Source organism: Paraburkholderia agricolaris, from assembly GCF_009455635.1.
GTDB lineage: Bacteria > Pseudomonadota > Gammaproteobacteria > Burkholderiales > Burkholderiaceae > Paraburkholderia > Paraburkholderia agricolaris.
Map to the genome: position 1 here is coordinate 2,574,537 of NZ_QPER01000001.1, position 13,573 is coordinate 2,588,109.

The 13,573-nt window shown below is 62.3% G+C and carries 13 protein-coding genes; 5 read left to right on the forward strand and 8 right to left on the reverse strand.

The features are described 5' to 3' along the window. Nucleotides 1-57: 57 nt before the first annotated feature. The 6 genes from GH665_RS11515 to GH665_RS11540 form a co-directional block, all read right to left on the reverse strand. Nucleotides 58-1,101, reverse strand: a complete 1,044-nt coding sequence (locus GH665_RS11515) for an asparaginase (RefSeq protein ID WP_153135960.1) — start codon at nt 1,099-1,101, stop codon at nt 58-60. Nucleotides 1,102-1,193: 92 nt separating this feature from the next. Next, nucleotides 1,194-2,120: a CysB family HTH-type transcriptional regulator gene (locus GH665_RS11520; RefSeq protein ID WP_028196691.1), complete on the reverse strand. Its 927-nt coding sequence runs from the start codon at nt 2,118-2,120 to the stop codon at nt 1,194-1,196. 83 nt (nt 2,121-2,203) lie between these two features. Further along, the gene (locus GH665_RS11525) at nt 2,204-3,262 is read right to left on the reverse strand and encodes a sulfate/molybdate ABC transporter ATP-binding protein (protein ID WP_153135961.1); all 1,059 of its coding nucleotides are present in this window, start codon (nt 3,260-3,262) and stop codon (nt 2,204-2,206) included. Continuing rightward, on the reverse strand, nt 3,262-4,284 hold the full coding sequence (gene cysW / locus GH665_RS11530) for a sulfate ABC transporter permease subunit CysW (protein ID WP_153135962.1): 1,023 nt from the start codon (nt 4,282-4,284) through the stop codon (nt 3,262-3,264). The genes GH665_RS11525 and cysW overlap by 1 nt, the downstream gene beginning before the upstream one ends. Further along, nucleotides 4,281-5,174: a sulfate ABC transporter permease subunit CysT gene (gene cysT, locus GH665_RS11535; protein WP_153135963.1), complete on the reverse strand. Its 894-nt coding sequence runs from the start codon at nt 5,172-5,174 to the stop codon at nt 4,281-4,283. The genes cysW and cysT overlap by 4 nt, the downstream gene beginning before the upstream one ends. A 137-nt stretch (nt 5,175-5,311) precedes the next feature. Further along, nucleotides 5,312-6,361, reverse strand: a complete 1,050-nt coding sequence (locus GH665_RS11540; protein ID WP_153135964.1) for a sulfate ABC transporter substrate-binding protein — start codon at nt 6,359-6,361, stop codon at nt 5,312-5,314. Between the two features lie 315 nt (nt 6,362-6,676). On the opposite strand from GH665_RS11540, the gene lexA reads away from it, so the two are divergent. From lexA to GH665_RS11555, 3 genes are all read left to right on the forward strand, one after another. Further along, nucleotides 6,677-7,327 carry a transcriptional repressor LexA gene (gene lexA, locus GH665_RS11545; RefSeq protein WP_028196696.1) on the forward strand — a complete coding sequence of 217 codons (651 nt, stop codon included), beginning with the start codon at nt 6,677-6,679 and terminating at the stop codon, nt 7,325-7,327. A 57-nt stretch (nt 7,328-7,384) separates the two neighbouring features. Beyond that, on the forward strand, nt 7,385-7,735 hold the full coding sequence (locus GH665_RS11550; RefSeq protein WP_153135965.1) for a hypothetical protein: 351 nt from the start codon (nt 7,385-7,387) through the stop codon (nt 7,733-7,735). Nucleotides 7,736-7,968: 233 nt separating this feature from the next. Continuing rightward, nucleotides 7,969-8,637 carry a DUF2939 domain-containing protein gene (locus GH665_RS11555; RefSeq protein ID WP_153135966.1) on the forward strand — a complete coding sequence of 223 codons (669 nt, stop codon included), beginning with the start codon at nt 7,969-7,971 and terminating at the stop codon, nt 8,635-8,637. Between the two features lie 162 nt (nt 8,638-8,799). Here the strand turns inward: GH665_RS11555 and GH665_RS11560 are convergent, their stop codons facing one another. Beyond that, nucleotides 8,800-9,267 carry a universal stress protein gene (locus GH665_RS11560; RefSeq protein ID WP_153135967.1) on the reverse strand — a complete coding sequence of 156 codons (468 nt, stop codon included), beginning with the start codon at nt 9,265-9,267 and terminating at the stop codon, nt 8,800-8,802. 265 nt (nt 9,268-9,532) lie between these two features. Between GH665_RS11560 and nodI the strand changes: the two genes are divergently transcribed. Together nodI and GH665_RS11570 are read left to right on the forward strand one after the other, a co-directional pair. Further along, a complete protein-coding gene (gene nodI, locus GH665_RS11565; protein ID WP_153135968.1) occupies nt 9,533-10,447 on the forward strand; it encodes a nodulation factor ABC transporter ATP-binding protein NodI in 915 nt (304 codons plus the stop codon). A 77-nt stretch (nt 10,448-10,524) separates the two neighbouring features. Continuing rightward, entirely contained in the window at nt 10,525-11,352 is an 828-nt protein-coding gene (locus GH665_RS11570) for an ABC transporter permease (protein WP_153135969.1), read from the forward strand. 319 nt (nt 11,353-11,671) lie between these two features. Here the strand turns inward: GH665_RS11570 and GH665_RS11575 are convergent, their stop codons facing one another. Then, a complete protein-coding gene (locus tag GH665_RS11575; protein ID WP_174771713.1) occupies nt 11,672-12,616 on the reverse strand; it encodes an IS110 family RNA-guided transposase in 945 nt (314 codons plus the stop codon). Nucleotides 12,617-13,573: the final 957 nt, after the last annotated feature.

The window sequence follows — 13,573 nt, forward strand, 5'->3', positions numbered from 1 at the left end:
AGCGTCGTGCGCGGGACACGGTTCTGACTTTGAACCGGACCACCCGCGCTAATTCAGTCAGTACGTGTCGAAAGTTTTCTGCAACGCAACCGGCCCCGTGCCGCCCGCAGCCAGTGCGAGCATCAGCAGGACCCGCGCCTTGTACGGATTCAGCGAGCCCGCGCTGACGAAACCGAGCGCGTCGTCAGCGGCCGCGCCATTGCGCATGACATGGCCTGAACCCACCCGCGACGAACGCACCACCGCCACACCCTGCGAGGCCGCATCCGCCAATGCCTGTTGCATCGAGGCGTGAATCGAGCCATTGCCCGTACCCGCCACCACGATGCCGCGCACACCCGCCGCCACCAGCGCATCCACGGCGATCCGCGAGACACCGGCATAGCTCGCGACAACCTCCACATGCGGCCACTTCGCGCCGATCACGAATTCGGTTGCAAGCGTATGCGCACGCACCACGCTGCGCTGATATTCGACGCGGCCGTCCTGCACCCAGCCGAGCGCGCCGATCTCGGGCGACTGGAAAGCATCGACCGCATACGTGCTTGTCTTGACCACATCACGCGCGCTGTGAATCTTATTGTTGAATGCCACCAGCACGCCCTGCCCGCGCGACTGCGCGTTCGCGGCAACCGTCACGGCATTCAGCAGATTCAACGGACCGTCGGCCGACAACGCCGATGCCGGACGCATGGCAGCGGTGAGCACGACCGGCTTATCCGACTTGATCGTCAGATGCAGCAGGTAGGCGGTTTCTTCGAGCGTATCGGTGCCATGCGTAATCACCACGCCGTCGACATCACCGTCGGCGAGCAGCGTGTTGATGCGTTGCGCGAGCGTGCTCCACAGCGACATCTCCATGTCTTTACTGTCGACGCTGGCAATCTGCTCGGGCGCGATCCGCGCGACCGTGGACAAAGCCGGCACCACGGCCAGCAATTGATCGACGCCGACCACGCCCGCCTGGTAGCCGGACGTGTTGGTGGCGTCCGCGGCCGCCCCGGCGATCGTGCCGCCCGTTGCCAGCACGGCGATGCGCGGCAGTTGGGGCGTTGCGCCCTGGTTGGAAGGCGTCGCGGAAGAAGAGGTCTGAGTATTCATGGCGGCGATTGTAAGCGATGTGCCGCGCGCCGCCATGCGTCAAAAAAAACGGATGCCCGTTCGCCTGGAGCGCAACGGCTTGCGCCCTCGCCTCAAACCGCTTCGCGCAATTGTGCGGCGATTTCCGCTTCGTTCAGTTGCGGCGCGAACATTTCGATCAGCCGGTATGCATACGCGCGCAGGAACGCGCCCTTGCGCAAGCCGACCCGCGTGGTGCTCGCCTCGAACAGATGCTGCGTATCCAGCGCGACCAGTTCCGTGTCGCGCTTCGGATCGTAGGCCATGGCCGCGACCACGCCGATGCCCATGCCGAGTTCGACGTAAGTCTTGATCACGTCGGCATCGATGGCGGTCAGCACGACGTCCGGCAACGCACCCGCTTTCGCAAACGCCTGGTCGATATGCGAGCGGCCCGTGAAGTCCTGGTCGTACGTGACGATCGGGAATTCGGCGATCTCATCGAGCGTCAGGTTTTCGCGGCCCACCAACGGGTGATCCTTCGGCACCACCACGATGTGATGCCACGAATAGCACGGGAACGTGACGATATCCGGGAAACGGTCGAGCGCCTCGGTCGAAATGCCGATGTCCGCTTCGCCGTTGATGATCATCTGGGCGATCTGTTGCGGGCTGCCCTGGCGCAACGCCAGATGCACCTTCGGGAACACCTCGGTGAATTGACGAATCACCTTCGGCAGCGCATAACGCGCCTGCGTGTGGGTGGTTGCCACGACGAGGTGGCCGCTGTCCTGATCGGCATACTGGCGCGCGACGCGGCGCAGATTCTCCGCATCGAGCAGCATCCGCTCGATCAGTTGATGCACCGCCTTGCCCGGCTCGGTGAGGCCCGTGAGGCGTTTGCCGCGCCGGATGAAGATATCCACGCCGAGCTCGTCTTCCAGATCCTTGATCTGTTTCGATACGCCCGACTGCGACGTGTACAACACGTTGGCCACTTCGGTCAGATTCATGTTCTGACGCACGGCCTCGCGCACAAAGCGCAATTGCTGAAAATTCATCTGTATGTCTCCGGTTAAGCCAGAGTTGAGTTATTAGAGTTTGATTGAAACGCCGAGTTTTGTTGTGCTGCCAGCAGTGCCGCTTATTGCGCCGGAAATACGCGCAACGCGCGCGGCACGGCGGTCACGCCGTCGCCGATCGCCAGTTGCAGATCGCGCCACGATTCGCGGTCGAGTTCCGCCTCGAGCAGGTTGCCTTCGCGACCCGCCAGTTCCACCCGCACCGAGCCGCCGAGCGTCACCACGCGCCGCACGTCGACCACGATGCCTTCGCGATGGCCGGACGCTTGAGGATACAACTGCAGATCGTGCGGCCGCACATACGCGAATGCCGGCCCGCTGAAATCGGCCTTGATCGTGACCGGCAGCGCCGCGCCGTCGACCACGAAGCCGCTCGCATCCACATTGCCGTGCAGACGGTTCGCCGCGCCGAGAAACTCGTAGACGAACGAGGTTTGCGGATGGTCGTACACGTCCTGCGGACTGCCCACCTGCTCCACATGCCCGCGATTCAGCACGACGATCCGGTCGGCCACTTCGAGCGCTTCTTCCTGATCGTGCGTGACGAAAATCGTCGAGATATGCAGATCGTCATGCAGACGACGCAACCAGCTACGCAATTCCTTGCGCACCTTGGCATCCAGCGCGCCGAACGGTTCGTCGAGCAGCAAGACCTTCGGTTCGACCGCCAGCGCGCGCGCCAACGCAATCCGCTGCCGCTGACCACCGGACAATTCCGACGGATACCGTTGCGCGAGCCAGTCGAGTTGCACGAGCTTCAGCAGTTCATGCACCTTCTCGCGAATCACCGCCTCCGAGGGCCGCTCCTTACGGGGCTTCACACGCAATCCGAACGCGACGTTCTCGAATACCGTCATATGACGGAACAGCGCGTAATGCTGGAACACAAAGCCAACTTCGCGTTCGCGGGCGCCGACCGTCGCAACATCCTGGCCCTGCAGCACGACCTGGCCGCCGTCCGCGTATTCGAGACCGGCAATCACACGCAGCAAGGTGGTCTTGCCACAACCCGAAGGCCCGAGCAGCGCAACCAGTTCGCCCGGCGGAAAGTCGAGCGAAACGTTATCGAGCGCGACGAAATCGCCGAAGCGCTTTTGCAGGTTACGAACGGTGATACCCATTACAGCTCTCCTTGCTTGAGCGGGTGCTTGACTACATTGTTCGGCAGACGGGCCGCCTTGACGGACGGTGCAGCGGAGCTCGGCGCGAGCGGCCCGGCATAGGCCGGCACGTCGCGCGCGGCGGACAATTCCGCCGACATATGGCGCTCGGCGAGCAGTTTCAGGCCGAGCGTCACGAGCGCCAGCAAGGCCAGCACCGATGCCACGGCGAACGCGGCCGAGAAGTTGTACTCGTTATAAAGAATTTCGACGTGCAGCGGCATCGTGTCGGTCTGGCCGCGAATGTGGCCGGACACCACCGACACCGCGCCGAACTCGCCCATCGCGCGCGCATTACACAGAATCACGCCGTACAGCAGACCCCATTTGACGTTCGGCAGCGTGACCCGGCGGAAGATCTGCCATCCGGACGCGCCGAGCACGTGCGCGGCCTCTTCCTCGTCGTTGCCTTGCGCCTGCATCAGCGGAATCAGCTCACGCGCGACGAACGGGAACGTGACGAAAATCGTTGCCAGCACGATGCCCGGCACCGCGAAGATGATCTGCACGTTGTGGTCCTGCAACCACGGCCCGAACCAGCCCTGCGCACCGAACATCAGCACGTAGATCAACCCGGAAATCACCGGCGAGACCGAGAACGGCAGATCGATCAGCGTGGTCAGCAGAGCCTTGCCGCGGAACTCGAACTTGGCGATACACCAGGACGCGGCAAGACCGAACACGAGATTCAGCGGCACCGCGATCGCGGCCGTAATCACGGTGAGCTTGATGGCCGACAACGCATCCGGATCGGCCAGGGACTCCAGATAGAAGCCAAGACCCTTGTTCAGGGCCTGATAGAAGACCGCGACGAGCGGTACAACCAGGAACAGCGCAAGAAACAGTAACGCGACGCTGGTCAGAATCCAGCGCACAACCGGCGACTCGGTGACCGGATCGGGCCGGCGCGCGAGATTGAGGGGCGCGCGCGGCGCCACGGCAACAGCCGCGGCATCCGCGCCATTCAGGGAGTTGCGGCTCATTGCACACCTCCGCCAAACGCCACGCTCGCAGCAGCGGGTGCCGGACCTGCGCCGCCACGGCTTGTGCGACGCTGCAAATACCATTGCAAGGTGTTGATGAACAGCAGCATCAGGAACGACACCACCAGCATGACCACGGCCAGCGCGGTCGCGCCGGCGTAGTCGTATTGTTCGAGCTTGGTAATGATCAACAGCGACGTGATTTCCGATTTCATCGGCACATTACCGGCGATGAAAATCACCGAGCCGTATTCGCCGAGCGCCCGCGCGAATGCCAGCGCGAAACCTGTCAGCAAGGCTGGGAACACGGCCGGCAGCACGACGCGGCGAAACGTCAGCCAGCGCGAGGCGCCAAGGCAGGCAGCCGCTTCTTCCTGCTCGCGCTCGAACTCTTCGAGCACCGGCTGCACGGTCCGCACGACGAACGGCAAACCGATGAAGGTCAGCGCGACCAGCACACCGGCCGGCGTGAAAGCGATCTTGATGCCGAGCGGCTCGAGAAACTGGCCGATCCAGCCGTTGCCCGCGTACACCGCCGCGAGCGAAATACCGGCCACGGAGGTCGGCAACGCAAACGGCAGATCGACCACCGCATCGACGATGCGCTTGAACGGGAAGGTATAGCGCACCAGCACCCACGCGACCAGAAAACCGAACACCGCGTTGATCAGCGCGCCGCCGAGGGCCGAGAAAAACGTCAGGCGATACGACGCGAGCACGCGCGGCGACGTGACCGCGCGCACGAACTGGGGCCAGTCGAGCGTCGCGGTCTTGAGAAAGGTCGCCGCAAGCGGAATCAGCACCACGAGGCTCAGATAAGCCACCGTGATGCCGAGTGTCAGGCCAAAACCGGGCAACGCGCTCGGTTTTCGGAAGGTCAACGTCGTCATGCTCAGTACTCTTTCAGGGTTGAAACCGGCGGCTCTTTTCGGCCGCCTGGCTGGCCAGAAAGCGCGCCTTGCGGGCGCGCTTTCCGGCGAGGTGTCACTACGCGTTCAACCGCGCATGTCGTTGTGCCGGGTGCCCCTTACTGCGGCGAGTAAATCGAATCGAACACGCCGCCGTCGGCAAAGTGCGTCTTCTGTGCATTCGCCCAACCGCCGAACGAATCGTCCACCGTGTACAGCTTCAGCTTCGGAAACTTCGAGGTCAGCTCGGCCGGCACCTTGCTCGAACGCGGACGGTAGAAGTTCTTCGCCGCGATTTCCTGACCCTGCTCGCTGTACAGGAAGTTCAGATACGCTTCGGCCAGCTTGCGTGTGCCGTGCTTGTCGACCACCTTGTCCACCACCGCGACCGGCGGCTCGGCCAGAATGCTCACCGACGGCACGACGATTTCAAACTTGTCCGGACCGAATTCCTTCAACGAAAGGAAGGCTTCGTTTTCCCACGCAATCAGCACGTCGCCGATGCCGCGTTGCACGAAGCTGGTGGTCGCGCCGCGCGCCCCCGAATCCAGCACGCCGGCATTCTTATAGAGCTTGCCGACGAATTCCTTCGCTTTCTGGTCGTTGCCGCCCGGCTGATGTTCGGCATAGGCCCATGCAGCCAGATAGTTCCAGCGCGCGCCGCCCGAAGTCTTCGGATTCGGCGTGACGATCGACACGCCCGGCTTGATCAGATCGTCCCAATCCTTGATGTGCTTCGGGTTGCCCTTGCGCACCAGAAACACGATCGTCGACGTGTACGGCGACGCGTTGTCCGGCAGGCGCTTTTGCCAGCCCTTGTCGAGCAAGCCCTTGTTGGCCAACGCGTCGATGTCGTAGGCGAGCGCCAGCGTCACCACGTCCGCCTGCAAACCGTCCAGCACCGAACGCGCCTGCGCACCCGAGCCGCCGTGCGACTGCTTGAAGGTGATCGTCTCGCCCGTTTTCGCCTTCCATTCCTTGCCAAATGCCTGGTTGACGTCCTGGTACAACTCGCGTGTCGGGTCGTACGACACGTTCAGCAGCGTCGTGTCCGCTGCATGTGCCTGCGTCACGACGCCGGCCGCGGTAATCGTGCCGACTGCGCCGAAAGCGAGCGCCGCAATGAATTTTCTGGTCTTGCCTGCCAGCCCCGTGCCTTGATGGTTCATGCCAACTTTCTCCGCGTGGTGGTCCGCTGAAACAGCGTGTGGTGTTGTTTTGCGTCGCGGTCACGTGCACATGAGCCCCAACTCGAAGGAAAGTCTATCGAAGAGCTTTCATCATTAAAAATAATGTTTCTTCATTCTTTAATACGCAAAAGTGGTAATGACGGCCGGATAAGGCGTTGCGGCACGAAAACGGGTGTTATGACGTCCGTTTGCGGCGCTGGAGCGCCACCCCAGGGCACGAACTTAAAGTAAAGCTTGAATTGCGCGGAATACTGTATAAAAATACAGGCACCTGTTCATACATACAGTGGCGCCATGACCAAACTTACCGCACGTCAGCAGCAGGTTTTCGATTTGATCCGCCGGGCCATCGAACGCACCGGTTTCCCGCCCACACGGGCGGAAATCGCCGCCGAGCTGGGTTTCAGCTCGGCCAACTCGGCAGAAGAACATTTGCGGGCGCTGGCTCGCAAGGGTGTGATCGAACTGGCGGCCGGCGCATCGCGCGGCATTCGCCTGCTTGGGGGCGCCGAAGATTCGCCGTACCAGTTCACGCTGCCGCACGCCAGCATCATGCAACTGTCGCTGCCACTGATCGGCCGCGTTGCGGCGGGTAGTCCGATCCTCGCGCAGGAACATATCTCGCAGCATTACGCGTGCGACCCGGCACTGTTCTCGAGCAAGCCGGACTACCTGCTGAAAGTACGCGGGCTGTCCATGCGCGACGCGGGCATCTTCGACGGCGACCTGCTCGCGGTACAGAAGAAAAGCGAAGCCAAAGACGGTCAGATCATCATCGCGCGCCTTGGCGACGACGTAACGGTCAAGCGCCTGAAGCGCCGGCCGAACGGCATCGAGTTGATCGCCGAGAACCCCGATTACGACAACATCTTCGTTGAAACCGGCAGTGCGGAATTCGCGCTCGAGGGTATCGCCGTCGGGCTGATCCGCCCGGGCGAGTTCTAAGCCCTGCGCGTGCGCCAACCCAAAGCTGCCCCAACGTTGAATCGCCTGGAGAGACTCATGGAACGCCTTGCCCGCCTGCTGCCTTTTCGCCAGTTCGGTCGTCTGCGCCATCTGCGCAAGCTGGTGCCCTGTTCGCTAATCGAGGCGTCCCCGGCCGGCACTCCATCGCTATCGCTGTTCGACGCGCCCGGCGTAGGAGCAGGTTTGCCGTCCTCGTTGCCGGCTTTTGCGCGCGTGTCACTGAATTCCGGGCTGAATACGGCTGAACCCGCGCGCCGTGCGCCGGTGCGCGTCTATCATGGGCCGTCGCGGCTGATCATGGTCGGCACGGTAGACGCTGTGTGCCGCATGATCGATCGTTGCATCGCCGACGAAGCCAACGTGCACGGCGCGGTGTTCGAGGCATAAGCTGCACGGCGGGTTGGCGGCAACCGGCTGCAACCGGCTGCCGCCATGCAGCGCACGGGATGCCGCGCGCGACATGCAATAGCCCGCATGCGACGCCCGGCGTGTGCCCCGCAGCCTGCGACGCCCGGCATAGAGTCTCGGCCGCCCGGCCTTCCCGGATATTGCATCGTATGGGATCGTTTTTACGTGGCCGCGGTCCACGTTAGATGACACCTGATAGAGAGTCCCGCTCGATGGCAGTTTCAACTCGCACGAAACGTAGCGCTACCCGGCCGCTGATCGTCACTTTGATTGTGATTGTGGTGATCGCCGCATTGGGGTTCGGATATGCGTCGCCCTACATAGCGCTAAATAATCTCAAGCGCGCGGCGGACGCACGTGATGCGCAAACCGTCAATAAATACGTCGATTTTCCCGCGTTGCGCGAGAGCCTGAAACAGCAGGTCACCGGCCTGCTCACGCGTAGGCTCGACGGACATGGCAACGGTAATCCGTTCGCAGCGATTGGCGCCATGATCGGCGTGGCCTTGATCGGTCCACTGGTCGACGCTTATGCGACACCCGACGGCGTGGCGGCCTTGCTGAACGGCATGCCGCCGCGCGGCAACCCGGGCGAACGGCCGCCGGTTCCACCTGCCGCGCCAGGGCCTGCACCGGAACCAGCCCCGCCTGTTGCCGGTAGCACGGGCAACGACACGGGCAACGGCACAACCAACGGCCCAACCCATAGCGAGAACAACGCGACACCACCGCAACCGCCGCAAACCACGGCGGGCTATCGCGGCTTCAACGAGTTCGTCGTCACTTATCAGCATGGTGCCGGCGATGCGCGTTACTCAGCGATCTTGCAACGCGAAGGTTTATTCATCTGGAAGCTGGCCGCGGTCGATCTGAACGAGTGATCGTCTGGAGGGGCAGTTGGCGAACGCGGCCAGCTGGAACGAATCGCAATCTGGCCGATGCACTCGTCCTGAACAAACGAACGCTCGGCCCATATGACCCGTTTGACCTGTTTGGCCCGTTCAGCCAGATTCACGGGCTCCACGCCCTGACCCCGTCCTGCTTCAAGCCGCCTCTGCTTGCTGCTGCTCCTGCGCGGAAGAGCACGCCACCAGAATGCTGCACGAGATCCGATCGAGCAGCGGGGTATTTCCCGCGCCCATCCACCATCGTGACAGACCGGTTCGGCAACGATGGCCGACCACCACGAGGTCGACATGCAGTTCGTTGGCGAGGTTGGCGATCTCGTCGATCGGATGGCCAAACGCAAAATGCCCTTGCGCGGCCACGCCGCGTTCGGTGAGCCAGTCCACGCCTTCCTGCAGGATGTCGCGGGCCGTTTTCTCGAAACTGCCACAGGCCACATCGGTCAGCAGGCCGGCGCTTTGCGCAATGCTCGAGCGCATGTCGACCACCGACAGCAAGTGCGTTTCCGCTTTCAGATCCAACGCCAGATCGGCGCCGCAACGTAACGCTTTGCGGCCTTCGCGCGAGCCGTCGTAGCACAACAGGATTTTTTGGTAGCTCGCCATGATTTATCTCCCATCCCGCGAGGAACGCGGTCTAAATGAATCATGGTGCGCCGCAATTCAGGTTGCAAGGGATGGAAAACGCTAAGTGCGCCCTAAACAGGTGCGTGCTGGATTCGGGCCCGATCCGGGGCGCCCGCGACCCTATGCGGCAGCGCAAGAAACACCATCGGGCCCATCCTGCGGCCGCCAACGCCTCGCTGCCGATGCCATAGAATGGGCGGCCTTACCGGCTATTTGCCTCTTTTCCCGGAGCCTTGATCGATCCATGTCTGAAGCCGCCATTGAGTTCCACCAGGTCAAAAAAAGCTACGGCGAAAAGACGGTCGTCGACGGACTGTCGTTTCATGTCAACACAGGCGAATGTTTCGGCCTGCTCGGCCCGAACGGCGCGGGCAAGACCACCACGTTGCGCATGCTGCTCGGCATTGCCGCACCGGACGCCGGTACGATTCGGCTGTGCGGCGAGCCGATTCCCGGCCGTGCGCGGATCGCGCGAGCGCGCGTTGGGGTCGTCCCACAGTTCGACAATCTCGATCCCGATTTCACCGTCCGCGAAAATCTGCTGGTATTTGGCCGCTACTTCGGTTTGAGCGCCGCGCAATGTCGCGCGATGGTGCCGTCGCTGCTTGAATTCGCCCGCCTCGAGAGCAAGGCGGATGCCCGCGTGAGCGAACTGTCGGGCGGCATGAAGCGGCGCCTCACGCTGGCGCGCGCGCTCGTCAACGATCCCGACGTGCTGATCATGGATGAGCCGACCACCGGCCTCGATCCGCAGGCGCGCCATCTGATCTGGGAACGGCTGCGTTCGCTGCTGGTACGCGGCAAGACCATCCTGCTGACCACGCACTTCATGGAAGAAGCCGAACGGCTGTGTCATCGCCTGTGCGTGATCGAGGAAGGACGCAAGATCGCCGAAGGCGCGCCGCGCGAGTTGATCGCGTCCGAGATCGGCTGTGATGTGATCGAAATCTTCGGCCCCGATCCGGTGGCGTTGCGCGATGAACTGGCGCCGTTTGTGGAACGCACCGAGATCAGTGGCGAGACGCTGTTCTGCTATGTGAGCGATCCCCAGCCCGTGCATGCCCGCCTCAAGCAGCGTGCCGATCTGCGCTATCTGCATCGTCCGGCGAATCTGGAAGATGTATTCCTGCGGCTGACCGGACGCGAGATGCAGGATTGACGCGCAGCTTGGCGCCTGGCGGCCCCGGCCCGGCTCACAACCTTCTACCGCTATAACGACACGGCAAGAGACACGCAATGGACGCACGCACTTACGAACCGCATGGCGAGACGCCGCCAGAACAGGAAACCTTCGCCGCTTTCCCTGCCAACGCGGTCAACTGGATTGCGGTATGGCGCCGCAACTATCTGGTCTGGAAGAAGCTCGCGATTGCCTCGATGTTCGGCAATCTTGCCGACCCGATGATCTATCTGTTCGGTCTGGGTTTCGGGCTTGGACTGATGGTTGGCCATGTCGACGGCGTGTCGTATATCGCGTTTCTCGCCGCGGGCACGGTGGCGTCGAGCGTGATGATGTCGGCCAGTTTCGAGTCGATGTATTCGGGCTTTTCGCGCATGCACGTACAGCGCACGTGGGAGGCGATCATGCATACGCCGCTGACGCTGGGCGACATCGTGCTCGGCGAGGTGGTGTGGGCGGGCAGCAAGTCGATGCTATCGGGCGCGGCGATCATGCTGGTCGCCGGGGCGTTGGGATACGCGAATTTTCCGTCGATGTTGCTGGCGTTGCCGGTGATTGTGCTGACGGGGTTGGCATTCGCGAGTATCGCGATGGTGGTGACGGCGCTTGCTCCGTCGTATGACTTTTTTATGTTTTACCAGACGTTGGTGTTGACGCCGATGTTGCTGTTGTCCGGGGTGTTTTTTCCTGTTTCGCAGTTGCCTGCCGCGGCGCGGGCTGTGACTGAAGTTCTGCCTTTGGCGCATGCTGTAGACCTGATTCGGCCGGCTATGCTGGGGCGGTCGGTTGATGGGGTGGTGTTGCATGTTGCCGTGCTGGCGGCTTACGCGGTGGGTGGGTTTGTTGTTTCGGCGGTTTTGTTTCGGCGCAGGATGATGAAATAAGGGGGTGGGATTTTGCCTGCCCGGCGGTTCTGATGTTTTTTTGGCGTTGCCATGCTGGGGGTTCGTGGTCTGGTCTGTTGGTGGTCTTTTGGCCTTTCCTTGCTTTCTTATCGGTCTATTAGCGTTGCCCCTGTGCGGGGCGGCACCTACTTCTCTTTGCCGGCCGCAAAGAGAAGCAACCGTATTGGAAGTCAAGCGACGGCTAGCTGGCGGATGACCGATGCCCGGCACGGTAGTCAGCGATGCACAGGCGAGCGCAGACAGCACGATGGATGATCGCGCCCGGACTGCCCGCCATCAGGGCAACGCGTGACGAAGCTCAGTTAGTCGGCGAACTCCAGGGCGTGGCGTTACGGACCATCGCATTGAGCGTGACGACGAGCTTGCGGATGCAGGCCGTGATAGCAACCTTGAACGGTTTGCCGGCCTTGCGCAGCCGGTCATAGAAAGTCCGGATGGTCGGGTTAAAACGCAGCGCCGGCACGCAGGCCATATAGAGCGCTCGCCGCACGACGGCGCGCCCACCCTGAATGCGGCGTTTGCCGATGTGCCTGCCGCTGTCGCTATTGAAGGGAGCGACGCCGGTGAGCGCAGCGATCTCCCGGCGGTTCAGCGAGCCAAGTTGCGGCATAAAGGCGATCAGCGTCGCGGCGGCGCCGGGACCGATGCCTGGCACGGAGCGCAGCAGGTCTTCCTTCTGACGCCACGCGGGCGAGGAGCGCAGGAATGAATCGATGTCGTTGTCAGCGAGCTTGATCTGCTGCTTGAGCCATTTGATGTGCTCGTTCAGACTGTCCCGTGCAGCGGCATGGGCGCGCTCAAGCCGTGCTTTCTCGGCCACGAGCATATCGATGAGCTGGGCACGGCGCAGCAGCAGGGCCTGCAACTGCTCGGTCTGCACATCGGTGAGCGGGCGCACGACGGGCTTGAGGACCGCGGCGAAATGGGCGATGGCGAAGGCGTCGATGCGATCGGTTTTGGCACGCGAGCCGGTTGCGCGGGCGAAGTCGCGTACCTGCCGGGGATTGACCGCGACGGCGGGCAAGCCGGCCTCGCAGAGGGCCCTGAGCACAGCGAGTTCAAGCTTGCCGGTGGCCTCCATGACGATCAGTGTGGGGCTCAACGCGATCAGACGTTGCACCAGCTGTTCGATAGCGACCGGCTCATTGTCGACACGGAAATGTTCGGTGGTGTCGTGAATGGCAATATCGAGCGCGCTGCCGCTGACGTCGATGCCGATATAAACGGAAGAAGATTGATTCATCACGGTACCCATACTTGCAGGAAAATACGAGCTCAAGACTCAGTCAACTGTTCGGGTTAGAAGGATGAAAAAGGATAGTCGCTCAAGCTTTTCTGCGGGCTCGAAACCCGGTAGGCAGACGAACTGACTGTCCCTGTGACGACAACTGATCGGGTCGGCGTCACAGAAGGGAATATACAAGTAGGCAAAAGAAAGCGGCTCACACCGCTAATTCTTAAGCGGGTCCCCCGCACAGCCACGGTAGTGGTGCATCTGGAATCCGTGTCCCCGCACACTCCGCGCCGTTGACAAAGGACTCATCAGCTCCCGCTCCGCACTGCGTGCGTCGCGGACGGGTCTGCCAGGGAAACCAGCGGCTTCGCTTCGCGTGGCGGGAGCCGTCGGCTTCGCCTCGGCGAGACGCTCCCACTCTGATTGGCGAAACCCACTTCAAACGGAATGTCGGTGCGTTGCATTCGCAGCGCAATCGCGATCGCTGCCGCGGTTATGCTTGCAGCAACGGGGCGACGACGGGTCAGGCAACGGGGGCAAACGCGAGAGCGAAACGGCACCCAAGTGGCAGCGATGCAACGGCGAGCCGGGGACGAAGCAAATGCGAGAGCGGAACGGTATCCAGGTGGCGGCGATGCAACGGCGAATCACGAAACCGGGCAAACGGGAGAAGCAAACCGCAGCTTGGTCACAGCGATACAACGACGAGTCGGGGAACGGACCAAACCGCGGAAGCAAAAATCCGGCGGCCGGTTTTATGAACAGGGTATCGGCGCGCGCAGCGCCGCCGGAGGTATGACTGCCTTGTCACTGGCGCCGAATGTGCGAGGGAACAGATTCCAGATGCGCCACTACCGTGGCTGCGCGGGGGACCCGCTTAAGAATTAGCGGTTTGAGCCGCTTTCTCTTGCCTACTTCTCTTTGCGGCCGGCAAAGAGAAGTAGGTGCCGCCCCGCACAGGGGCAA

Bases quoted from the DNA above. Each gene is read 5' to 3' on its own strand.
- GH665_RS11550 (WP_153135965.1), top strand. From the start codon at position 7,385: ATGGAACGCCTTGCCCGCCTGCTGCCTTTTCGCCAGTTCGGTCGTCTG.
- GH665_RS11575 (WP_174771713.1), bottom strand. From the start codon at position 12,616: ATGAATCAATCTTCTTCCGTTTATATCGGCATCGACGTCAGCGGCAGC.
- GH665_RS11570 (WP_153135969.1), top strand. From the start codon at position 10,525: ATGGACGCACGCACTTACGAACCGCATGGCGAGACGCCGCCAGAACAG.
- GH665_RS11525 (WP_153135961.1), bottom strand. From the start codon at position 3,262: ATGGGTATCACCGTTCGTAACCTGCAAAAGCGCTTCGGCGATTTCGTC.
- nodI (WP_153135968.1), top strand. From the start codon at position 9,533: ATGTCTGAAGCCGCCATTGAGTTCCACCAGGTCAAAAAAAGCTACGGC.
- lexA (WP_028196696.1), top strand. From the start codon at position 6,677: ATGACCAAACTTACCGCACGTCAGCAGCAGGTTTTCGATTTGATCCGC.
- cysT (WP_153135963.1), bottom strand. From the start codon at position 5,174: ATGACGACGTTGACCTTCCGAAAACCGAGCGCGTTGCCCGGTTTTGGC.
- GH665_RS11555 (WP_153135966.1), top strand. From the start codon at position 7,969: ATGGCAGTTTCAACTCGCACGAAACGTAGCGCTACCCGGCCGCTGATC.
- GH665_RS11515 (WP_153135960.1), bottom strand. From the start codon at position 1,101: ATGAATACTCAGACCTCTTCTTCCGCGACGCCTTCCAACCAGGGCGCA.
- GH665_RS11560 (WP_153135967.1), bottom strand. From the start codon at position 9,267: ATGGCGAGCTACCAAAAAATCCTGTTGTGCTACGACGGCTCGCGCGAA.
- GH665_RS11520 (WP_028196691.1), bottom strand. From the start codon at position 2,120: ATGAATTTTCAGCAATTGCGCTTTGTGCGCGAGGCCGTGCGTCAGAAC.
- cysW (WP_153135962.1), bottom strand. From the start codon at position 4,284: ATGAGCCGCAACTCCCTGAATGGCGCGGATGCCGCGGCTGTTGCCGTG.
- GH665_RS11540 (WP_153135964.1), bottom strand. From the start codon at position 6,361: ATGAACCATCAAGGCACGGGGCTGGCAGGCAAGACCAGAAAATTCATT.